Source organism: Blautia hydrogenotrophica DSM 10507 (assembly GCF_034356035.1).
Lineage (GTDB): Bacteria > Bacillota > Clostridia > Lachnospirales > Lachnospiraceae > Blautia_A > Blautia_A hydrogenotrophica.
Window position 1 is genome coordinate 1,534,226 of record NZ_CP136423.1, and the last position, 19,813, is coordinate 1,554,038.

A 19,813-nucleotide genomic window follows, 5' to 3' on the forward strand; every position below is an offset into this window, starting at 1 on the left:
AGAGGAAATAATCTATGAAACATATACATGGCGGAGATGTCTACCACCATCAAGGATGCGTGGATTTTTCCGCGAACTGCAACCCTTTGGGAACTCCTGGCAAAGTGAGGCAGGCAGTGGCGGACAGTCTGGATGAGCTGGTAAACTATCCCCAGGTGGGATACGAGAGTCTGAAAAAGGCGATCGCACAGTACGAACAGGTGAACAAGGAGCAGGTGATCTGCGGAAACGGGGCGGCAGAGCTGATCTATACGCTGATTTTGGCTTTGAGACCGAGACAGGCCCTGGTCTTGGCCCCTACTTTTGCGGAATATGAGCAGGCATTGGAAAATCTGGGATGCCGGGTAGACTATTACGGATTAAAGAGGGAATGCAGCTTTCAGCCGCAGTCCGATTTTTTTGACAGATTGACGCCCCAGGTGGATGTGGTATTTCTGTGCAACCCCAACAATCCCACAGGGCTCTTGTTGGAGAGAGAATTTCTGGAGAGAGTTCTGGATATCTGTGACAAGCACCAGACCATGCTGGTGGTGGATGAATGCTTTTTGGATTTTGTAAAGGAACCAAAGAAGTATTCTCTGAAAGAAGAGTTATCTGAGAACCCCCATCTGTTTTTGCTCAAAGCATTCACCAAGAGATATGCCATGGCGGGAGTGCGCCTGGGATACGGTTTGTGTCAGAACTTGGACCTGTTGGAGAGAATGGGAAGAATGACCCAGCCTTGGAATCTGTCGGTGATTGCACAGAAAGCAGGAATTGCGGCTCTTAAGGAAGAAGACTACGTCCGCCGCGGCCGTCAGATCGTCTTTCAAGAGATCGAGCGAATGAAACAGGAGTTTCAAAAGCTGGGGATAAAGACTTATGACTCCCAGGCAAATTATCTCTTCTTTGAGGGCCCCAAGGATTTGTGGGAGAAGTGCCTGGACAAAGGGATTCTAATTCGAGACTGTAGTAACTATACCGGACTTTCCAAGGGCTATTACCGGGTGGCGGTAAAGATGCCCCAAGAGAATGACAGGCTTTTGAAGGCGCTAGGGGAACTATACCTGTGAAACGGTAGCAGTAGACGCAGGACCTCAGATACAGGAGAGGAATGACGGTTAGAAAAGTATGACGGAAGGGAAGAGAAGAAATGGCAAAAGCAATTATGGTGCAGGGTACGATGTCCAATGCGGGAAAGAGTCTGCTGGCTGCCGGGCTGTGCAGAATTTTTAAGCAGGACGGATACCGGGTGGCTCCGTTTAAATCCCAGAATATGGCACTGAATTCTTTTATCACGGAAGAGGGGCTGGAGATGGGACGGGCTCAGGTGATGCAGGCAGAGGCGGCGGGAATCGCCCCTTCGGTGAAGATGAATCCGATTCTGCTAAAGCCCACCAACGACGTGGGGTCCCAGGTGATCGTAAACGGGGAAGTTCTGGGAACGATGAGCGCCCGGGATTATTTCAAATTTAAACACCAGCTGTTTCCCAAGGTGATGGAAGCCTATGAGGAACTGGCCGCCCAAAATGACATCATTGTCATCGAGGGGGCGGGGAGCCCTGCGGAGATTAACCTAAAAGACGAGGACATCGTGAACATGGGAATGGCAAAACGGGCGAAGGCTCCGGTGCTACTGGTGGGAGACATCGACCGGGGCGGGGTGTTTGCCCAGTTGATTGGCACGGTGATGCTTCTGGAGGAAGAGGAAAAAAAGCTGGTGAAAGGCTTGATTGTCAATAAGTTCCGGGGAGACAAGACGATTTTGGACCCAGGTATCGAAATGTTGGAGCAAAAGGCTGGAATTCCCGTAGTAGGTGTGGCGCCTTACTTGGACATCCAGGTGGAGGATGAGGACAGCTTGACGGAGCGTTTTGAGGGAAACCGGGAAGTGGGATTGATAGATTTGGCGGTGATTCGGCTTCCGAGAATTTCCAATTTTACGGATTTCAATCCTCTAGAGAGTATTCCGGGAGTGTCCCTGCGCTATGTGAGACATGTCCGTGAACTGAAAAACCCGGATATGATTTTGCTTCCGGGTACAAAGAACACGATGGAAGATCTGCTTTGGATGCGCCAAAACGGATTGGAGGCCGCGATTCTGAAGGAGGCAGCCAAGGGGAAGGTCATTTTTGGAGTCTGCGGAGGGTATCAGATGCTTGGGCAGACGCTCTCAGACCCTCACCATGTGGAAGCAGGCGGCCAGATCGAAGGTATGGGGCTTTTGCCGATGGACACCGTATTCGAGGAGGCGAAGACTCGAACCCGTGTCTGCGGACAGCTCTGTGAGCTCACAGGCGTATTAAAAGAAATGTCCGGCGTGCCGTTAGAGGGCTATGAGATTCACATGGGAGAGAGCGTTCCCAGAGAAGAGACGGCGTGTATGTCCAGGATTACCGACCAGGTGACCGGAGCGAAAAAGGTGGACGGTCTGTGTGCCGGGAATGTCTATGGAACCTATATCCACGGAATTTTTGACCGGGAGGAAGTCACCAAAGGATTGATGGAAGCCATCGGCAAGGCGAAAGGTGTCGATGTGTCTGAGATGACCGGTGTGGATTTCGCGGCGTTTAAGGAGACTCAGTACGATCTTCTGGCCGATGGCCTGAGAAAACATCTGGATATGGAAAAAATTTATGAGATTTTAAATGCGGGAGTAGAGGAGTGAGCGTATGAAGGTAGAACTGGAAAATGTAAAACCCATGGAGATCGAGGCCAGAAGTTTTGAGATCATCACAGAAGAATTGGGGAATACGGTGCTGGCTCCGGGTACAGAACTGATTGTAAAGCGGTGTATCCATACCAGTGCGGATTTCGACTATGCGAAAAATCTGTGCTTTTCGGAAGGGGTCGTGGAGAAAGCCTTAGAAGCGATCAAGGGTGGAGCCAGCATTGTGACGGACACACAGATGGCAAAATCCGGAATCAATAAGAAGGCGCTTGCCAGATACGGCGGTCAGGTGTACTGTTTTATGTCCGATGAGGATGTGGCCCAGACAGCGAAGAAAAACGGCACCACCCGGGCTGTGGCCAGCATGGAAAAAGCGGCGGCTATGGGTGAGGATTTGATTTTTGCCATTGGAAACGCTCCTACCGCGCTGATTCATCTCTATGAGATGATACGCGAGGGGAAAATCCATCCAAAACTGGTGATCGGTGTTCCCGTGGGCTTCGTCAACGTAGTACAGTCCAAGGAGTTAATCATGCAGACTCAGGCTCCCTATATTGTGGCGAGAGGCCGAAAGGGCGGAAGCAACATCGCAGCCTGCATCTGCAATGCACTGCTGTATATGATCGATAACCGGAGATAGAAAAACCGGCATCGCTGTTTTTAGAAGGCTGCGATGCCGGTTTTTAGAACAAAGTGGGCTTTCCTATAACAGGAAAAATCAGTGTTCCAGAGCTTCTCTTATGTGGTCAATGAACATTTGACGCACTGCGGAATACTGTCCGAGACCTTTCAGAACGGGCATGACCTCGAAGCCGCATTCCTGGAACTGACAGAGCCAGGATTCCGGGTCGTCTCCGGCCAGATCGTTGCGGGCATGGTCTCCGGCGACGATCATAAATGGGGCTAAGATGACTTTTTTGGGGCTGTACTCTTTAACCATACGGAGCAGGGACTGCATACTTGGATAAGCCTCGACAGTTCCCAGGAAAATGTTTTTGTGTCCGAGGTCTTTGAACATGTAGTCCAAAGCAGCGTAGACAGAGTTAGCGTAGTGAGTGGTACCGTGTCCCATGAATACCAGCACTTCGTCTTCTTGAAGCTCAGAAAATTCCTGAGCGATAGCTTGAATCACTGCTCGGTTGTCTTCTTCTGTGGTCAAAAGCGGAGCGCCGAATCGGATAGAGTGAAATTGACTGCGGCAGGAGAGGGCGTCTTCTTTCATTTGGTCATTTTCGATGCCATTGATGACATGGGTGGGTTGAACGATTACATCTGTGATTCCATCTTCGGCCATTTTCTCCATGGCTTCTTTGACTGTAAAGATATGAGTTTGGTCTCGTTTTTTAAGCTTTGCGATGATCATTTTGCTGGTCCAGGCACGGTAAATCTGATATTCTGGATAAGCTTTTGCGATATCGCCTTCGATGGCGTCGATTGTGACCTTTCTGGTTGCATTATAGGAAGTTCCAAAACTTACCACTAAAATGGCCTGTTTTTTTGATTGATTCATGTTTGAGTGTTCCTCCTTTGTGAAATTTTGATGTGTGTCGTGTTTTTCTATGATTACAGATGAATATTTTCAATATATTGCTCCAGTTCTTGTAAATTTTTCGGAACCGGGAAAGACGGGTCAAGAATGCCTTTTTCACAGAGTCGAAAATAGAGTTTCATCACAGTTGGCTGATGCAGATTCGTCTCTTCTAGGGCGTTCTGATCGGCAAAGACTTCCGTGGGAGTTCCCTGTGAGAGTACTCGTCCATCTTTGAATAGAAAGATCTGATCGGCCCACTGGTATGCGTAGTCCACATCGTGGGTGGACATTAGGACTGTGATTCCCTGCTGTGTCATTTCGTCAACGATATGATTGACTTTTTGGGTGTGTTTTGGATCAAGGGCTGCGGCAGGTTCGTCTAGAATGATGATTTGCGGATGCATAACCAAAATGTCCGCAATCGAAACCTGCTTTTTTTGACCGCCGCTTAGGGCATGGGTGGGTTTGTGTCTGAAAGGAGTGATTTCCAGATCTGCGATGACTTTTTCCACTTCTTTTTGTGCCTCTTCTTCTGAGATTCCCAGATTCAGAATACCAAAAGAAATTTCCTGATAGACGCTGGCTGAGAAAAGCTGGTTGTCTGGGTCTTGAAAGACAATCCCTACTTTTTGGCGCAGGTCCAACAGTCCTTTTTTAGAGTAGTCTATGGGTTTTCCATCTACAAAAAGGGTACCGCTGCTGGGGCGGTGGATACCATTGCAGCACAGAAAGAATGTGGATTTTCCTGAGCCGTTCGCTCCCATAAAGGCGACTTTTTTTCCTCGCTGAATTTCGAGGGAAAGTCCGTTCAGAGAATGGGTGTTTTCGTCATCGTAGGAGAAATACAGTTCTTGGGCTTTTAGTATAATATCTTTCATATGGGTTTGCCTTTCTTATCGCAGCCGCAAAATCACAGTGACTGCAAGTAAAAATGTTTCAAACAGTAAGATATAGAGGATTTCACGTCTTTTGGGCGGAAAATTCTCATGAAGTACGCGGATGGTTCCGTCATAACAACGGGATTCCATGGCATCGTAGAGAAGATTGGATTTTTTGATTGCCCGGATTAGGAGAGCTGAGGCCATGAAACCGAAGGATTTGCATGAGGTGATGAAATCCTTATTGCCCAGACGAGAGTTCTGGGCGGTTGTGATTGCCGAGGATATCTCCATAAGTATAAAAATAAATCGATAGATCAGAAGCATGAGTTCGATGATTAACCGAGGACAGTGCAGTTTCTGCAATACATGGATAAAATCTGTGATAGGAGTACTAAATGAAAAAAAGTACAGACAAGAGACACTTGCCAGTGCAGTCAAAATCAATTGTACTGCATATAATAAGGAAGCTTTGCTGCCGGTCAAATACCAGCTTCCAATGGAAAGAGCGAAGAGATCTGACGGTGTCTTTGAGACATTTAAGACGATGGCCACAGTACTCAGAATCAGGAAGACTAGAGGGACTGTGAGGAATTTCAGATAACGGAAAAAAGGGATTCCACCCTTGTATATGGTGAGAATCCCTGTCGTTACCAGGACAATTCCAGCAATTACAACAGAACGACTGACCACACAAAATAAAAGGGTCAGGGTTGTAAATGCAAATTTTTCTCCGGCATTGTGATATCTAAGTTTAGAGCGGTAACATAGCTGATCGATGGCAATCATAAGTACTCCTTTCGCCGGGATACAGAAATTATTCTTCTCTGAGCCATTTTTTCCGTTCTACATATCTGCCCATGACAAAAGCGATCACACCCACGCCGATACCTGTCTGAAGACAAAACAGCAGGCTTTCGACTTCTCCGGGAAGTTCATGACCGAGAGCTTTTTCAAAGATTGGTTCAAACCATGGTGTATAGCTAGAGTCGACTTCTTCGACAACAACGCTTCCCGCATCGTCAGAACCGCCGAACTCCTTATCAGGCATGGCAAACAGTGGAATAAAAGCCATGAGAATGACAACAATAATTAAAATGAGCACCGTCGATTTTTTCATATCAGTGCACCTCCTTTAAAAATCCGATGGAACGCAGCTCCGGTTTTGCATAGGTCTCCAACGCGGAGATAATCAGAACCGTCAAAATTCCTTCGATGATTGCCAAAGGTATCTGTGTTGGTGCAAATACTGTCAAAAATTTTCCCATAGCGCCTGCAATGCTAGTATCCGCGTGGTGAGCGAAAGCCATCTGGATAGCGGTTACACAGTAGGTAAACAGATCTCCCAAAGTGGCTGCTAAAAAGACGCTGACTTTTCGATTTACATTGGCTTTTTTGCAGAGAAGGAAGACTCCGTAAGAGACAAACGGGCCTGCGACAGCCATGGAAAATGTGTTTGCTCCTAAGGTAGTCAGCCCGCCGTGAGCCAGCAGGATAGCCTGGAAAAGTAAGACGATAATGCCCAGGATGCTGACAGCGGATGGTCCAAAAAGAATGGCACCTAATCCGGTTCCTGTCATGTGGGAGCAGCTCCCAGTCACAGACGGAATTTTCAGTGAAGAAATCACGAACACAAAAGCGCCGGCCATCGCTAGAAGCGGCAGTAGCCGGGAGTTAGCAGCCACTGTCTTTTTCATGGAGAAAAAGCCTGCTGCCAGGAAAGGAATACACAGGATACCCCAGGCGATACAGTAGGTGCCGGGAAGATATCCCTCCATGATATGCATGGCGCTGACTGCGGGAGTAATTCCGAAAGTCAAGGCAAAGATTGTGGATAGCAATACAATCTTTTTTTGTTTTTTGGTCATTTTTAGTTCCCCTTTCTTTAAATGAAGTAAGACAAAGGCACAGGGCTGGCATAAGAGCTGTCGTCAGTCGCTTTTGATATACAAAAAGCCTGTCTGAGCGACAGACAGGCGCAGCGGTTCCTTCTCTTTTGGCAGAAGAAACATAAGCACCAGGTCATCGTTCGTAACCATGTGCGAAGCTTGTATATGGCGGTATTCTGACTTAGGAATCTCTGCGATTTCCCCTCCTTCCCGGCGAACCAGTGGATTGTGGGGAACGCTCCTCCTTTACAGCGGCGTGACCGTAAGAGATTTGCACTCTTTTCCCATTTATCCTGTTTAAGGACCATATACAAGAAATTGCCGAAATTTATTATAGGCTTTCGATTATGAATTGTCAACTATTATACAGTGTTTTTTTAAACGTTTTACAGCTATTCACAGATGATTTTTCCTGACAGATCCAAGTTTGTGAGGGAGAATTTTTTGAAAAAAAGAAACCATAGAATTGACATTGAATGGGGTTATGATATGATAAAAAAAGCGAAATAAGATCAGAAGAAGTCTTATGAGAAAGACAAAGGAAAGTTAGGGGAAGAAGAACTATGAGTATTTCCATGATCGGAATTGATCACAGTATGGCACCTGTGGATATTCGGGCTAAATTTGCATTTACAAAGAAGGATGCCAGCAGTGCTATGGAAGAATTGCTTCAGGAGAATGAGATATCAGGCTGCATTATTTTATCAACCTGCAACCGCATGGAGGTGTGGGTCAGCACTGCCGAAGACTGGGAGGGGGATCTCTATGCCAGTCTTTGTAAGATAAAAGAAGTTCCGGCGGGACAGTACAGAGATTGTTTTACTGAAAGAAAAGACGCAGAGGCCGTGGAACATTTATTCTATTTGACCAGCGGATTAAAATCACAGATTTTAGGGGAGGATCAGATTCTGACCCAGGTAAAAGATGCCCTGTCTTTGGCGAGAGAGCATTTTACTACGGATAGTGTGCTGGAAGTGTTGTTTCGTATGGCGATCACTGCCGGGAAAAAGATTAAGACAGAAGTTGCATTTTCTAGAGGCAATCTCTCTGTGATTCATCAGGCGATTGCCTGCCTAAGAGAAAAAGGCTATGAGGTCAAGGGAAAGACCTGTATGGTTATTGGAAATGGTGAGATGGGAAAGATTACCGCTCAGACTCTGAGAGAAAACGGTGCAGATGTGACGGTGACTGTTCGCCAGTATCGCAGCGGTGTCGTGAATATACCGATGGGATGCAAGCGCATTAATTATGGAGAGAGAATGGAATATCTGCCAAAATGTGACTTGGTAGTCAGTGCTACGGCCAGCCCTAATTACACGTTGCGCCGAGAGCTGTTTGAAGGAATAGAATTGGGACATCCAGTGATTCTCATTGATCTTGCAGTACCGAGAGATGTGGAACCTGCGCTGGCGCAGCTTTCACAGGTGACTCTGTATGATATGGATAGTTTTAAGATGGAAGCAGCCTGCGAGGAGCAGCAAGAAAGTATGCAAAAAGCGGGAGCGATTGTCCATGAAATGATGGAGGAATTCTATCAGTGGCTGGATGGACGAGACGTGATTCCGCGTATTCAGGAGATCAAAGCAGAGGCAGTTCACGATTTAAATCTGAGAATTGCAAAGATTCTTAAAAATACGCCTATGGAGGATTCCGATAGGGAGCGGTTGACACAGGTAATTGACACTGCTGCGGGCAAAGTAGTCAATAAGATGATATTTGGACTGAGAGATGCCTTGGAGCAGGAGGCGTTTTTGGAGTGTGTGGCTGGACTGGAGAAATTGTATGAAGAGTAAAAGCTTTTTTCCGTTGTATGTAAATTTGGAAGGAAAATTGGCAGTAGTAGTGGGAGGCGGAAAAATTGCGACCCGTAGGGTAAAGGCCCTGAGCCAGTTTACAAGAGAGATTCGAGTGGTATCCCCTAAGGTGACTCAGGAGTTGGAAGATCTGTCTAAGGCGGGCGCAGTAGCCTGGATAAACCGAAAGTGCAGAAGATCTGATCTTTCAGATGCCTATATGGTGATTGCGGCCACAGATGACCGCAGAGTCAATGATGATATTTACCGTATTTGTAAGGAAGAGGGAATCTATGTAAATGTGGCCAGCGATAAGGAAAAGTGTGATTTCTATTTTCCTGGTATTGTGAGATATAAGGAGATGGTGATTGGTATCAATGCCAGTGGGTTGGATCATCAAAAAGCGAGAAGAGTGCGGGAAGCTATTGAGAAAGTATTGATGGAGGAAGATATATGAATACAATCAGAATTGGGAGCCGGGAGAGCAAACTCGCAGTGATTCAAAGTGAACTTGTCCAGAATTATCTGAGAGCTCAGGGTCTGGATGCACAGATTATCACAATGAAGACGACGGGAGATATTATTTTAGACAGGACCTTAGATCAGATAGGGGGAAAAGGTCTGTTTGTCAAGGAGCTGGATAGAGCTTTGCTGGATGGCAGAAGCGATCTGTCTGTACATAGCTTGAAAGATCTTCCGATGGAGGTAGCGCAGGATCTTCCGGTGGTGGCTTATTCTAAGAGGGAAGATCCCAGGGATGTGTTGATTTTGCCCCAGGGAGAGAAAGAACTGGACTTATCTAAGCCTATTGGAAGTTCCAGCCTGCGCAGATGCATTCAGCTCAAAAAATTATTCCCAGAGGCAGAGTGCAAAAGTGTTCGAGGAAATGTATTGACCAGGCTGGAAAAACTGGACTCGGGCCAGTACAGCGCTCTGGTGCTGGCAGCGGCAGGAGTGAAGCGATTGGGACTTCAGGGGAGAATCAGTCGTTATTTCACAGTAGAAGAAATGCTTCCGGCGGCAGGTCAGGGAATTCTTGCAGTTCAGGGAAAGGCAGGTCAGGATTATTCCTATCTGGGAGCGTACAATGACCGGCAGGCCCAGGCAGAGGCGCTGGCGGAGCGTGCATTTGTCCGTTGGCTAGACGGCGGCTGTTCTTCCCCGGTGGCGGCTCACGCGGTCTGCCAGGGAGAAAGGCTTCAGATGACAGGACTTTACTATCATGATCTAACGGGACAGTGGCATAAAGAACAGATCGCGGGAGAGACTTCCCAGGCCAAGATGTTGGGGGTTGAGCTGGCGAAACGGATGAAAGGGAGATATGAATAGATGGCAGTAGGAAAAGTATGGCTTGTGGGAGCAGGCCCAGGAGACATCGGACTGTTTACCCTAAAAGGAGAAAGAGTGCTAAGAGAGGCAGAGGTAGTGGTCTACGACAGTCTGGTAGGTCAAGGAGTTCTCTCGATGATACCGGAACAGGCGCGCTGCATCAATGTGGGAAAAAGAGCAGGAAATCACACGATGCCTCAGGAGCAAATCAATCAAGTGCTTCTAAAGGAGGCACAGAAAGGATTCCGAGTGGTTCGCCTAAAGGGCGGAGATCCGTTTTTATTTGGAAGGGGAGGCGAAGAACTAGAGCTTTTGAAAGCTCATCATATTCCCTATGAGGTGGTGCCAGGTGTGACTTCACCGCTGGCAGTTCCAGCTTACAATGGGATACCGGTGACCCACAGAGATTTCACTTCTTCCCTCCATATTATCACGGGACATAAGAAAAAAGGAATGGAATATGATATCGACTTCCAGGCGCTGGTGCACACGAAGGGGACCTTGGTCTTTCTGATGGGGGTGACAGCTCTGGAAGATATCTGTCAGGGGCTTTTGAAAGCTGGAATGGAGCCGGATATGCCGGCTGCAATTTTACAGAAAGGGACGACGGCGGGGCAAAGGCGCATTGTGGCCACAGTGGAGACTTTACCAGAGCAGGTGAAGCGTCAGGGAATTGAGACACCGGCGATCATCGTGGTGGGAAAAGTCTGCGAGTTGGCAAAGCGTTTTTCCTGGTATGAAGAGCTTCCGTTGGCAGGGTGGAAAGTACTGGTGACCAGGCCGAAGGATTTGATCTCCGCCATGTCAGAGAAGTTGCGCCGAAAGGGGGCGGAGGTACTGGAGCTGCCTGCGATTGAGACCCGTCCCTGTGAAGATCAAAGTCGTCTTAAGAGGGCTTTGGGAGAATTGGATGTGTATGGCTGGGTGGTTTTTACCAGTCCGACAGGAGTGAAAGTCTTTTTTGAGCAGATGAGAGAGGCAGGCTGTGATATCCGTTGTCTGGGAAGGGCAAAAATCGCGGCGATCGGCTCTGGGACAAAGAAAGCCTTGGAAGAGAGAGGACTTTTTGTGGATTTGATGCCGGAAATCTATGATGGTGAGGCTTTAGGAATAGCATTGTCCCGTCAGGTACAGGCAGGAGAAAGGGTTTTGATTCCCAGGGCGAGCAGGGGCAATCAAAGTCTGATAGAGTCTTTAAAGACAGTGGGAGCGAAGGTGGACGATGTGCCTACCTATGATACGCATTACGCCAGAAGTAAAATTATCCAGGAGGTGGATGAGTTTGAAAATGGAAAAATTCAGTGTGCAGTTTTTACCAGTGCGTCCACGGTAAAAGGATTTGTGGAAGGCACTCCTGGACTGGATTATGCGAAAGTGAGAGCAGCCTGCATTGGAAAGCAGACGAAGGCGGCAGCAGATGCGTATGGCATGAAAACTTATATGGCAAAGCAGGCTACCATGGACAGTCTGGTAGATTTAGTAATACAGATGAAAGAAGGAAAAAAAGATGGAGATGACGAGACGTCCCCGGCGATTGAGGGGAAATGAGACACTGAGAAAAATGGTGCGTGAGACCAGAATGGACAAATCTTCTCTGATTTATCCTATTTTTGTGAAAGATGGGAAGAATATCAAAGAGGAGATTCCATCGATGGAGGGACAGTTCCGCTACAGCGTGGATCAGCTTCCTTATGCGCTGGAAGAGATCGCAGAGGCGGGAGTCAGCAGCGTGATGTTATTTGGAATTCCTGAACACAAGGATGAGATGGGCAGCCAAGCGTACGCGGAAGACGGCATTGTTCAGAGAGCTCTGCGGGAGGCGAAAAAGCAGGTTCCGGACCTCTACTACATCACAGATGTCTGCATGTGCGAGTATACTTCACACGGACACTGCGGAGTGCTGTGCGGCCATGAGGTGGAAAATGACGCCACGCTGGAGCTGCTGTCTAAGACTGCGCTGTCCCATGTGCAGGCTGGCGCGGATATGGTCGCTCCTTCCGATATGATGGATGGCAGGGTAGGGGCAATCCGACGGACGCTGGATGCCAGCGGATATAAAGAGACGCCGATTATGTCTTATGCAGTAAAATACGCTTCTGCGTTCTACGGTCCGTTTCGTGATGCGGCAGGCTCTGCGCCTTCCTTTGGGGACCGAAAGAGTTATCAGATGGATTATCACAATCGTAGGGAAGCGATGAAAGAGGCCCTGACCGATGTAGAAGAAGGAGCGGATATTCTGATGGTGAAGCCAGCGCTGTCCTATTTAGATCTGGTGTCAGAGATCTCGAAGGCAACCTGTGTTCCAATTGCAGCCTACAGTGTCAGCGGAGAATACGCGATGGTCAAGGCTGCGTCTAAGATGGGCTGGATTGAGGAAGATAAGATTATCTGCGAGATGGCAGTGGGAACTTACCGTGCCGGCGCAGGAATCTATCTGACCTATTTTGCGAAGGAATTGGCCAGATTTATGGAAGAAGGGAGGATTGGCTGATGACGAAATCGGAGCGGTTATTTGAGCGGGCAGTAAAGAGAATTCCGGGCGGAGTGAACAGTCCGGTACGTGCTTACGGTGCCATCGGGGAGACTCCGCGGTTCATAGACCGGGCGGAAGGCAGCCATATCTATGATGTGGATGGCCATGAATACATTGACTATATCGACTCCTGGGGTCCGATGATTCTGGGACATAACCGGCCGGAGATTCGGGAGGCCGTGGCCAAAGCCTGCGAAAAAGGGTTGAGTTTTGGCTGTGCCACCCAGATTGAGGTGGAGATGGCGGAATTCATCTGTGAAAATATCCCGCACATTGAGATGATTCGAATGGTAAACTCAGGTACGGAGGCAGTTATGAGCGCTATCCGGGTGGCGAGAGGGTTTACTGGGAGAACTAAGATCATAAAATTTGCAGGCTGTTATCATGGACACAGCGACGCTATGCTGGTGAGCGCAGGCTCCGGGGTGATGAATAGTGGAGTTCCAGACAGTGCCGGTGTGCCGAAAGGCTGTACGGAAGATACTATGACAGCGATTTACAATGATCTGTCCAGTGTGGAGACCTTGCTGGAATCCAACCAGGGCCAGGTGGCTGCTGTGATTGTGGAGCCGGTGGGAGCAAATATGGGAGTGGTACCACCGATTCCAGGATTTCTGGAAGGTTTGAGAAAACTCTGTGATGGGAATGGAGTGCTTCTGATTTTTGACGAGGTGATCACTGGATTTCGTTTGGCCTTTGGTGGTGCTGCTGAATATTTCGGTGTGTGCCCTGATTTGGTGACTTACGGAAAGATCATCGGCGCCGGGATGCCGGTGGGGGCCTACGGGGGACGAAGAGAGATTATGGAATTGATTGCTCCAGTGGGAAAAGTCTATCAGGCAGGGACATTGAGCGGAAATCCCATCGCGATGACGGCTGGTTTGACACAGTTAAAATTGCTGAAGGAGCATCCTGAGATCTATACACAGTTAGAAGAAAGGGGACGGAAGCTCTATGAAGGGATTCAAGAGATTCTGAAAAAATATCAGGCACCCTGTAAGGTGAACTGGCTTGGGTCTTTGGGAAGTGTCTTTTTTACACAAGAGGATGTGGTGAATTATGAGTCGGCAAAGTCGTCGGACACGAGTGCTTTTGCGGAATATTTTAAGTATATGTTAAGCAGAGGGATTCATCTTGCGCCGTCGCAGTTTGAGGCGATGTTCTTGTCAGCAGCACACGGAGAAGAGGACTTGAGGAGGACCTTGGATGCGGTGGAGAGCTATGTGGTGAGGTTTGCGCAGACAAAAAGATTGTAGTCAGAAGTCATTTGTGATAAAATGTCTTTAAGTGAGCGGCAGAAGATAGACGCTCGATATCAGAAACGGGGAGGTTGTTCGGTGAATAAGAAAAAATACGTGGCATATGTGGGAACCTACGTCCATGGAAGCAGCAAGGGATTGAATGTATATGATGTAGATGTAGAAAATGGAATCCTGACTCCGCGCAACGAGGTGGAGGTCAGCAATTCTTCCTATGTGTCAGTGTCCCGGAATTTAAAATATCTGTATTCCATAGAAGATGACGGTGTGGCTGTATTTAAGCGTGACGGCAATGGAGATTTGGAACGTCTGAACAGTGTGGACATTGAGGGTATGAGGGGATGCTTTTTATCCACCGATTACAGCGGCAACTATCTGTTTGTGGGCGGTTATCACGATGGAAAAGTGACTTTGGTTGAAATCCTTCCGGACGGACGGCTGGGAAAGGTGCTGGATGGGGTGTTCCATCGTGGATTGGGAAGCGTGGCAGAGAGAAATTTTCGACCGCATGTAAACTGTGTGCGGCCGACGAAAGACAATCAGTATCTGTGTGCTGTGGATAACGGAATTGACCAAGTGAAACTGTATCGGATTGAGCCGAGAACAAAGAAATTGATGTTGGCGGATATTTTGCGGTGTACAAGAGAGTCTGGACCTAGAAATATTCGTTTCAGTAAAGACGGGAGATTTGCCTACATTCTGTTTGAGCTGAGTAATGAGATTCGGGTCTACACCTATGACGGAAGCGGAAAAGACCCGCAGTTCGAGGAAATTCAAGTGATAAGTACTTTGTCAGAGAATGGAGCGCAAGACGCAGTGCATGATGCGGCTTCAGGTTTTGCGATGACAGCAGATGGAAAGCATATTTTCTGTTCTACGGCCGGAGAGAATGCGGTATCCATGTTTAAAATTGATGAGGAAAGTGGGATGCTAGAGAAAAGGTTTGTGCTCCCCATCAGTGGAGATTACCCGAAGGATTTGGCGATTTTTCCGGACGGCAGACATATTGCCGTCGCGAATCATGCTAGCAACAGCATCACGATGTTTACTGTAGACTATGAAAAGGACATCTTGGTGATGCATGGAAGGCCTCTGAAGGTGGAGACCCCCAACTGTATCAGCATCATCCAGGTACCGGAGGAATAAATGGGAGAGGAGAATCTCGAAAGAAGGGATTCTCCTTTTTCTGTTATGGAAAAGCCTTCTCAGAGAAATGCTCTGTCCTGGTTTGTAAAGAAAAGGTAAAGATTGCCGGGGAAGGAGGGGGAAAGAATTGACAAATGATAGGGCAGAAACTATAATGAAAATGATTTCTGCAAAAAGACAAGGACAGCGAACTGGAAGCGAGAAGAAAGGAAGTGAGCGTTGTGATTCGGATTTTTAAGACGGTAGACGGTGCAATCCATCAAGTGGAGGAACCTGAGGAGGGATGCTGGATTGCATTGACAAATCCTACGGCAACTGAAATTTTTGAGCTTTCAGAGCGGTTTCAGATAGAAGTGGACGATCTTCGTGCCCCTTTGGATGAGGAAGAACGTTCTCGTATCGAGGTGGAAGACACCTACACTTTGATTTTGGTGGATGTTCCTATGATTGAAGAGCGAAACGAGAAAGACTGGTACGGCACGATTCCTCTGGGTATTATCGTGAGTGAAGATATGATTATCACGGTGTGTCTGGAAGACACGCCAGTTTTGACACGTTTTATGGAAGGGCGGGTAAGGAGTTTTTATACTTATATGAAAACTCGGTTTATCTTGCAGATTCTCCACAGGAACGCGAGTATGTATCTGCGCTATCTGCGTATTATAGATAAGAAAAGTGAGCAGATAGAAGAGAAACTGCATAAGTCCACGAGAAACCGAGAGCTGATGGAATTACTGGAATTGGAGAAATCTCTGGTATACTTCAGCACGTCTTTGAGGTCCAACGAGGTAGTGTTAGAAAAACTGTTGAAGGTAGAGTCTATTAAGAAATATCCTGACGACACAGATCTTTTAGAGGATGTCATCATCGAGAATAAGCAGGCTATGGAGATGGCTAACATATACAGTGGCATCTTAAATGGCATGATGGGGACGTTTGCATCGGTTATCTCCAATAACCTGAACATTGTGATGAAGGCATTAGCTGTTATCACCATCGTAATGTCTATTCCGACGATTGTATTCAGTGCTTACGGCATGAATGTGAAGATATCTGGTATGCCCTTTGCCGACAGCCATTGGGGATTTTTGATTATTATTCTAGCGTCTGTGATTATCAGCCTTGTAGCTGCCTTGATATTGTCGAAAAAGAAATTTTTCTAGGAATATGAATTTACAAAAAGGAGACTTATGAAGATCATTAACAAATTAGAGCGTAAATTTGGACGATTTGGAATTCCGCATTTGACCAACTATATTCTTGTGTGTTATGTGATAGGATATCTGCTCAGCATGACAAAGACCTCGCTGATATCCTATCTTTATCTGGAACCTGGGCTGATTTTGCAGGGTCAGATCTGGAGGTTGATTACTTGGGTATTAGTCCCGCCGGGAATGTCTAATATTCTTTTTGTGCTGATTATGCTGATGTTTTATTATTCCCTCGGAACGACGCTGGAGCGTACCTGGGGAACATTCCGGTATACGTTGTATATATTTTCAGGACTGCTATTTACCGTGATCGGTGCTTTTCTTCTGTATTTCATTGAGGGAGGCTATGTACTCTTTGCCGGAATGTTTTCAACATATTATATCAGTATGTCTATTCTCCTGGCATTTGCGGTTTCCTATCCGGATATGCGGGTGCTGCTGTACTTTGTAATTCCAATTAAGATGAAGTGGATGGCTTTTGTCTATGTGGCGATGATAGGATACGATATCTTCAACTATGTGAGGATGGGTGTCTGGCAGATGGCAGTTCCGATTGTGGCTTCTCTGCTAAACTTTATCATCTTCTTTTTATCTACACGGGATATACAGCGTTATCATCCCAAAGAAGTCAAGCGCAGGCAGGAGTTTAAAAAAGCAGTCAACCCGACGAAGGTGACGACGATCACAAAACACAAATGTGCAGTTTGTGGTAGGACGGAGCGGGACGGAGAGAATTTGGAGTTTCGTTTCTGTTCAAAGTGCAATGGAAATTATGAGTACTGTCAAGATCATCTGTATACACATGAACATGTGAAATGAGAGGGTAGAAGAAAGGGATTAGAAAATGAAAAGAACGAAGATCATTTGTACTTTGGGACCGGCAACGGACAAGGAGGATGTCCTGGAAGAGTTGGTAAAGAATGGAATGGATATTGCCAGATTTAACTTTTCCCATGGAGACCACGAAGAACACAAAGGCCGGATGAATCGGTTGAAGACAGTCAGAGATGAGCTTAGTCTGCCAATTGCCACTGTTTTGGATACAAAGGGGCCGGAAATCAGGACTGGACTTTTGAAAGACGGAAAAAAAGTGACTCTGAAAAAGGGAGAAGAGTTTGTCCTGACACTTGGCGACTATGTGGGAGATGAGAAGAAGGTGGCCATTTCTTACAAAGGGCTCTGTGAAGATGTGGAGCCTGGAAGGACTATTCTCATTGATGATGGTCTGATTGGTCTTAGAGTAGAAAAGATTATAGATAAAGATATTGTCTGCCGGGTTGAAAATGGTGGAGAGCTGGGAGAGCATAAGGGAGTCAATGTGCCGAATGTGAAAGTGCGCCTGCCCGGGATTACCGAGAAGGACAAAGAAGACATTCTCTTTGGAATTTCTCAGGGATTTGACTATATAGCGGCGTCTTTTGTGAGAAATGGAGAGGTCATCCGTGAGATTCGTGAACTACTGAACGAAAACAACGGTGGACATATCGGGATTATCGCAAAGATAGAGAATGCGGAAGGTGTAGACAATATTGACGAGATTATTCAGGAAGTAGACGGCATTATGGTGGCCAGAGGGGATTTGGGAGTAGAGATTCCGTCCAGTCAGGTTCCACATATTCAAAAGCAAATCATCCGAAAATGTAATGAGAATTATGTGCCGGTCATCACGGCGACCCAGATGCTGGACTCCATGATTCGAAATCCGCGTCCTACTCGGGCGGAAGTGGCTGATGTGGCGAATGCAATCTACGACGGGACAGATGCGATCATGCTGTCCGGGGAGACGGCTGCCGGTGCGTATCCGGTTGTGGCGTTGAGAACCATGGTGGAGATCGCTGAGACCACAGAGCCTTATGTGAGTCACCGCAGGTTTGTTCGTGACAGGAAAATGTTTCTCGGTAAGATGGTATCCAGCGCAGTGGGTTATGCGGCGGTAAACGCAGCTCATGATTTGTCAGCAAAATGTATTGTGACGCCCACAATGTCTGGGGAGACCGCGAAGCTGATCTCTAATTTCCGTCCGGATGTTCCCATCTATGCGGTTACGCCTAACGAGGTGGTACAGCATCAGCTTCAGCTGTATTGGGGAATCTGCCCGCTCAGAGGGTATCAGAGAGAGACCACGGAGCATATCATTGCCCAGTCTATGGGGGTCGTCCGTCAAAATGGTCTGGTTGAGAAAGGTGAGCTGGTGGTTTTCACCTGCGGAGATCCGGCCACAAATGTGAGAACCGGTGAGGGCTTCGTGACCAATATGCTTCACATTGTGGAGGCAAAATAATACGTCGAAAGAGGAGATCTGAGATATGAAGAAAAAACCATTTGTAACATTGGAGAAATTAAAAGAGATCACAAAGGAATATCCGACACCCTTTCATCTCTATGACGAAAAAGGAATCCGTGAAAATGCGAAGGCTCTAAAAGAGGCCTTTGCGTGGAACAAGGGATATAAAGAGTACTTCGCAGTAAAAGCTACACCAAATCCATATCTAATTCAGATTCTTCAGGAGTATGGTTGTGGCTGTGACTGCTCTTCGCTGACTGAGCTCATGATGGCGAAAGCTTTGGGCTGCAAAGGGGACGATATTATGTTTTCCTCCAATGCGACGCCTGCCAATGAGTATGAGTATGCCAGAAAGATCGGGGCGATTATTAATCTGGATGATATCACGCATATTGATTTTCTGGAAAAAGTGACAGGGAGCATTCCAAAAAAAATTAGCTGCCGCTATAATCCAGGCGGATTGTTCAAAATCAGCAATGATATTATGGATAATCCCGGGGATGCGAAGTACGGGATGACTACGGAGCAGATTTTCGAGGCATTTAAGATTCTAAAGAGTAAAGGGGCGCAGGAATTTGGAATTCACGCTTTCTTGGCGAGCAACACAGTGACCAATGACTACTATCCGACTCTAGCAAAAGTGCTGTTTGAGGTGGCTGTAAAATTGAAGGAAGAGACCGGTGCGAAGATTACCTTCATCAATTTGTCGGGAGGAATCGGCATTCCTTATCGCCCAGATCAGACAGCCAACGATATCCGTGTTATCGGAGAGGGTGTGCGCAAAGTCTACGAGGAGGTTCTGGTTCCGGCAGGAATGGGTGATGTCGCTTTGTATACGGAGCTGGGGCGTTTTATGATGGGCCCGTACGGTGCTCTGGTGACGACGGCCATTCATGAGAAACATACTTATAAGGAATACATCGGCTGTGACGCCTGTGCGGCAAACCTGATGCGTCCTGCGATGTATGGAGCTTATCATCATATCACGGTCATGGGAAAAGAGGATGCACCTTGCGATCATACTTATGATGTGACAGGGTCTCTGTGTGAGAACAATGATAAATTTGCAATCGACCGGAAGCTTCCAAAGATCGAGATGGGAGATCTTCTGTTTCTGCACGATGCCGGTGCACATGGATTTTCCATGGGATATAATTACAACGGAAAACTGAGATCCGCCGAGATTTTGTTGAAGGAGGACGGCAGCTATCAGATGATTCGCAGAGCTGAGAAGCCGCAGGATTATTTTGCTACCTTTGACTGTTTTCCGATTTACGAAAAGCTGACGGAGGATGCTGAAAAATAGAGTA

Annotated in this window: 19 protein-coding genes and 1 riboswitch; of the genes, 14 read left to right on the forward strand and 5 right to left on the reverse strand. The window is 47.2% G+C overall.

The genetic code is table 11. The features are described 5' to 3' along the window. Window positions 1-14: 14 nt before the first annotated feature. From cobD to BLHYD_RS07170, 3 genes are all read left to right on the forward strand, one after another. The gene (cobD, locus tag BLHYD_RS07160) at window positions 15-1,052 is read left to right on the forward strand and encodes a threonine-phosphate decarboxylase CobD (protein ID WP_005945003.1); all 1,038 of its coding nucleotides are present in this window, start codon (window positions 15-17) and stop codon (window positions 1,050-1,052) included. An 80-nt stretch (window positions 1,053-1,132) separates the two neighbouring features. Next, entirely contained in the window at window positions 1,133-2,647 is a 1,515-nt protein-coding gene (locus tag BLHYD_RS07165) for a cobyric acid synthase (RefSeq protein ID WP_005945006.1), read from the forward strand. A gap of 4 nt (window positions 2,648-2,651) precedes the next feature. Continuing rightward, the gene (locus tag BLHYD_RS07170) at window positions 2,652-3,290 is read left to right on the forward strand and encodes a precorrin-8X methylmutase (protein ID WP_005945009.1); all 639 of its coding nucleotides are present in this window, start codon (window positions 2,652-2,654) and stop codon (window positions 3,288-3,290) included. 78 nt (window positions 3,291-3,368) lie between these two features. Here BLHYD_RS07170 and BLHYD_RS07175 read toward each other — a convergent pair whose 3' ends face one another. From BLHYD_RS07175 to BLHYD_RS07195, 5 genes are read right to left on the reverse strand one after another with little or no spacing between them, the layout of a single operon-like run. Beyond that, entirely contained in the window at window positions 3,369-4,160 is a 792-nt protein-coding gene (locus tag BLHYD_RS07175; protein WP_005945013.1) for a sirohydrochlorin cobaltochelatase, read from the reverse strand. Between the two features lie 53 nt (window positions 4,161-4,213). Then, on the reverse strand, window positions 4,214-5,059 hold the full coding sequence (locus tag BLHYD_RS07180; protein ID WP_005945016.1) for an energy-coupling factor ABC transporter ATP-binding protein: 846 nt from the start codon (window positions 5,057-5,059) through the stop codon (window positions 4,214-4,216). Window positions 5,060-5,074: 15 nt separating this feature from the next. Beyond that, on the reverse strand, window positions 5,075-5,848 hold the full coding sequence (cbiQ, locus tag BLHYD_RS07185) for a cobalt ECF transporter T component CbiQ (RefSeq protein ID WP_005945019.1): 774 nt from the start codon (window positions 5,846-5,848) through the stop codon (window positions 5,075-5,077). Between the two features lie 28 nt (window positions 5,849-5,876). After that, complete coding sequence (locus BLHYD_RS07190; protein WP_005945022.1) at window positions 5,877-6,179, reverse strand: energy-coupling factor ABC transporter substrate-binding protein; 303 nt, start codon at window positions 6,177-6,179, stop codon at window positions 5,877-5,879. Between the two features lies 1 nt (window position 6,180). Beyond that, window positions 6,181-6,927, reverse strand: coding sequence for an energy-coupling factor ABC transporter permease (locus BLHYD_RS07195; protein ID WP_005945025.1), 747 nt, complete (start codon window positions 6,925-6,927; stop codon window positions 6,181-6,183). A gap of 171 nt (window positions 6,928-7,098) precedes the next feature. Beyond that, window positions 7,099-7,272: riboswitch (cobalamin riboswitch) on the reverse strand. 239 nt (window positions 7,273-7,511) lie between these two features. On the opposite strand from BLHYD_RS07195, the gene hemA reads away from it, so the two are divergent. The 11 genes from hemA (at window position 7,512) to BLHYD_RS07250 (ending at window position 19,809) form a co-directional block, all read left to right on the forward strand. Then, window positions 7,512-8,741 carry a glutamyl-tRNA reductase gene (hemA, locus tag BLHYD_RS07200; RefSeq protein ID WP_040350256.1) on the forward strand — a complete coding sequence of 410 codons (1,230 nt, stop codon included), beginning with the start codon at window positions 7,512-7,514 and terminating at the stop codon, window positions 8,739-8,741. Further along, the gene (locus BLHYD_RS07205; protein ID WP_005945032.1) at window positions 8,731-9,198 is read left to right on the forward strand and encodes a precorrin-2 dehydrogenase/sirohydrochlorin ferrochelatase family protein; all 468 of its coding nucleotides are present in this window, start codon (window positions 8,731-8,733) and stop codon (window positions 9,196-9,198) included. The genes hemA and BLHYD_RS07205 overlap by 11 nt, the downstream gene beginning before the upstream one ends. Further along, a complete protein-coding gene (gene hemC, locus BLHYD_RS07210; RefSeq protein ID WP_005945035.1) occupies window positions 9,195-10,070 on the forward strand; it encodes a hydroxymethylbilane synthase in 876 nt (291 codons plus the stop codon). Before BLHYD_RS07205 ends, hemC begins: the two co-directional genes overlap by 4 nt. Then, window positions 10,071-11,618, forward strand: coding sequence for a uroporphyrinogen-III C-methyltransferase (gene cobA, locus BLHYD_RS07215; RefSeq protein WP_055165358.1), 1,548 nt, complete (start codon window positions 10,071-10,073; stop codon window positions 11,616-11,618). Then, window positions 11,578-12,561: a porphobilinogen synthase gene (gene hemB, locus BLHYD_RS07220; RefSeq protein ID WP_081447100.1), complete on the forward strand. Its 984-nt coding sequence runs from the start codon at window positions 11,578-11,580 to the stop codon at window positions 12,559-12,561. The genes cobA and hemB overlap by 41 nt, the downstream gene beginning before the upstream one ends. Continuing rightward, window positions 12,561-13,859 (forward strand): glutamate-1-semialdehyde 2,1-aminomutase, encoded by a 1,299-nt coding sequence (hemL, locus tag BLHYD_RS07225; protein ID WP_260784514.1) that lies wholly within the window; start codon window positions 12,561-12,563, stop codon window positions 13,857-13,859. Before hemB ends, hemL begins: the two co-directional genes overlap by 1 nt. 81 nt (window positions 13,860-13,940) lie before the next feature. Continuing rightward, complete coding sequence (locus BLHYD_RS07230) at window positions 13,941-15,008, forward strand: lactonase family protein (protein WP_040350258.1); 1,068 nt, start codon at window positions 13,941-13,943, stop codon at window positions 15,006-15,008. 221 nt (window positions 15,009-15,229) lie between these two features. Then, window positions 15,230-16,171 (forward strand): magnesium transporter CorA family protein, encoded by a 942-nt coding sequence (locus BLHYD_RS07235; protein WP_040350259.1) that lies wholly within the window; start codon window positions 15,230-15,232, stop codon window positions 16,169-16,171. A gap of 27 nt (window positions 16,172-16,198) precedes the next feature. Continuing rightward, on the forward strand, window positions 16,199-17,038 hold the full coding sequence (locus BLHYD_RS07240; RefSeq protein ID WP_005945060.1) for a rhomboid family intramembrane serine protease: 840 nt from the start codon (window positions 16,199-16,201) through the stop codon (window positions 17,036-17,038). A 25-nt stretch (window positions 17,039-17,063) separates the two neighbouring features. Further along, a complete protein-coding gene (gene pyk, locus BLHYD_RS07245; protein WP_005945063.1) occupies window positions 17,064-18,500 on the forward strand; it encodes a pyruvate kinase in 1,437 nt (478 codons plus the stop codon). 25 nt (window positions 18,501-18,525) lie between these two features. After that, entirely contained in the window at window positions 18,526-19,809 is a 1,284-nt protein-coding gene (locus BLHYD_RS07250; RefSeq protein WP_005945066.1) for a diaminopimelate decarboxylase, read from the forward strand. Window positions 19,810-19,813: the final 4 nt, after the last annotated feature.

What these genes read in the sequence shown, in the direction of transcription:
- cobD (WP_005945003.1), top strand. Translation starts at nt 15, where the DNA reads ATGAAACATATACATGGCGGAGATGTCTACCACCATCAAGGATGCGTG.
- BLHYD_RS07165 (WP_005945006.1), top strand. Translation starts at nt 1,133, where the DNA reads ATGGCAAAAGCAATTATGGTGCAGGGTACGATGTCCAATGCGGGAAAG.
- BLHYD_RS07170 (WP_005945009.1), top strand. Translation starts at nt 2,652, where the DNA reads ATGAAGGTAGAACTGGAAAATGTAAAACCCATGGAGATCGAGGCCAGA.
- BLHYD_RS07175 (WP_005945013.1), bottom strand. Translation starts at nt 4,160, where the DNA reads ATGAATCAATCAAAAAAACAGGCCATTTTAGTGGTAAGTTTTGGAACT.
- BLHYD_RS07180 (WP_005945016.1), bottom strand. Translation starts at nt 5,059, where the DNA reads ATGAAAGATATTATACTAAAAGCCCAAGAACTGTATTTCTCCTACGAT.
- cbiQ (WP_005945019.1), bottom strand. Translation starts at nt 5,848, where the DNA reads ATGATTGCCATCGATCAGCTATGTTACCGCTCTAAACTTAGATATCAC.
- BLHYD_RS07190 (WP_005945022.1), bottom strand. Translation starts at nt 6,179, where the DNA reads ATGAAAAAATCGACGGTGCTCATTTTAATTATTGTTGTCATTCTCATG.
- BLHYD_RS07195 (WP_005945025.1), bottom strand. Translation starts at nt 6,927, where the DNA reads ATGACCAAAAAACAAAAAAAGATTGTATTGCTATCCACAATCTTTGCC.
- hemA (WP_040350256.1), top strand. Translation starts at nt 7,512, where the DNA reads ATGAGTATTTCCATGATCGGAATTGATCACAGTATGGCACCTGTGGAT.
- BLHYD_RS07205 (WP_005945032.1), top strand. Translation starts at nt 8,731, where the DNA reads ATGAAGAGTAAAAGCTTTTTTCCGTTGTATGTAAATTTGGAAGGAAAA.
- hemC (WP_005945035.1), top strand. Translation starts at nt 9,195, where the DNA reads ATGAATACAATCAGAATTGGGAGCCGGGAGAGCAAACTCGCAGTGATT.
- cobA (WP_055165358.1), top strand. Translation starts at nt 10,071, where the DNA reads ATGGCAGTAGGAAAAGTATGGCTTGTGGGAGCAGGCCCAGGAGACATC.
- hemB (WP_081447100.1), top strand. Translation starts at nt 11,578, where the DNA reads ATGGAGATGACGAGACGTCCCCGGCGATTGAGGGGAAATGAGACACTG.
- hemL (WP_260784514.1), top strand. Translation starts at nt 12,561, where the DNA reads ATGACGAAATCGGAGCGGTTATTTGAGCGGGCAGTAAAGAGAATTCCG.
- BLHYD_RS07240 (WP_005945060.1), top strand. Translation starts at nt 16,199, where the DNA reads ATGAAGATCATTAACAAATTAGAGCGTAAATTTGGACGATTTGGAATT.
- pyk (WP_005945063.1), top strand. Translation starts at nt 17,064, where the DNA reads ATGAAAAGAACGAAGATCATTTGTACTTTGGGACCGGCAACGGACAAG.
- BLHYD_RS07250 (WP_005945066.1), top strand. Translation starts at nt 18,526, where the DNA reads ATGAAGAAAAAACCATTTGTAACATTGGAGAAATTAAAAGAGATCACA.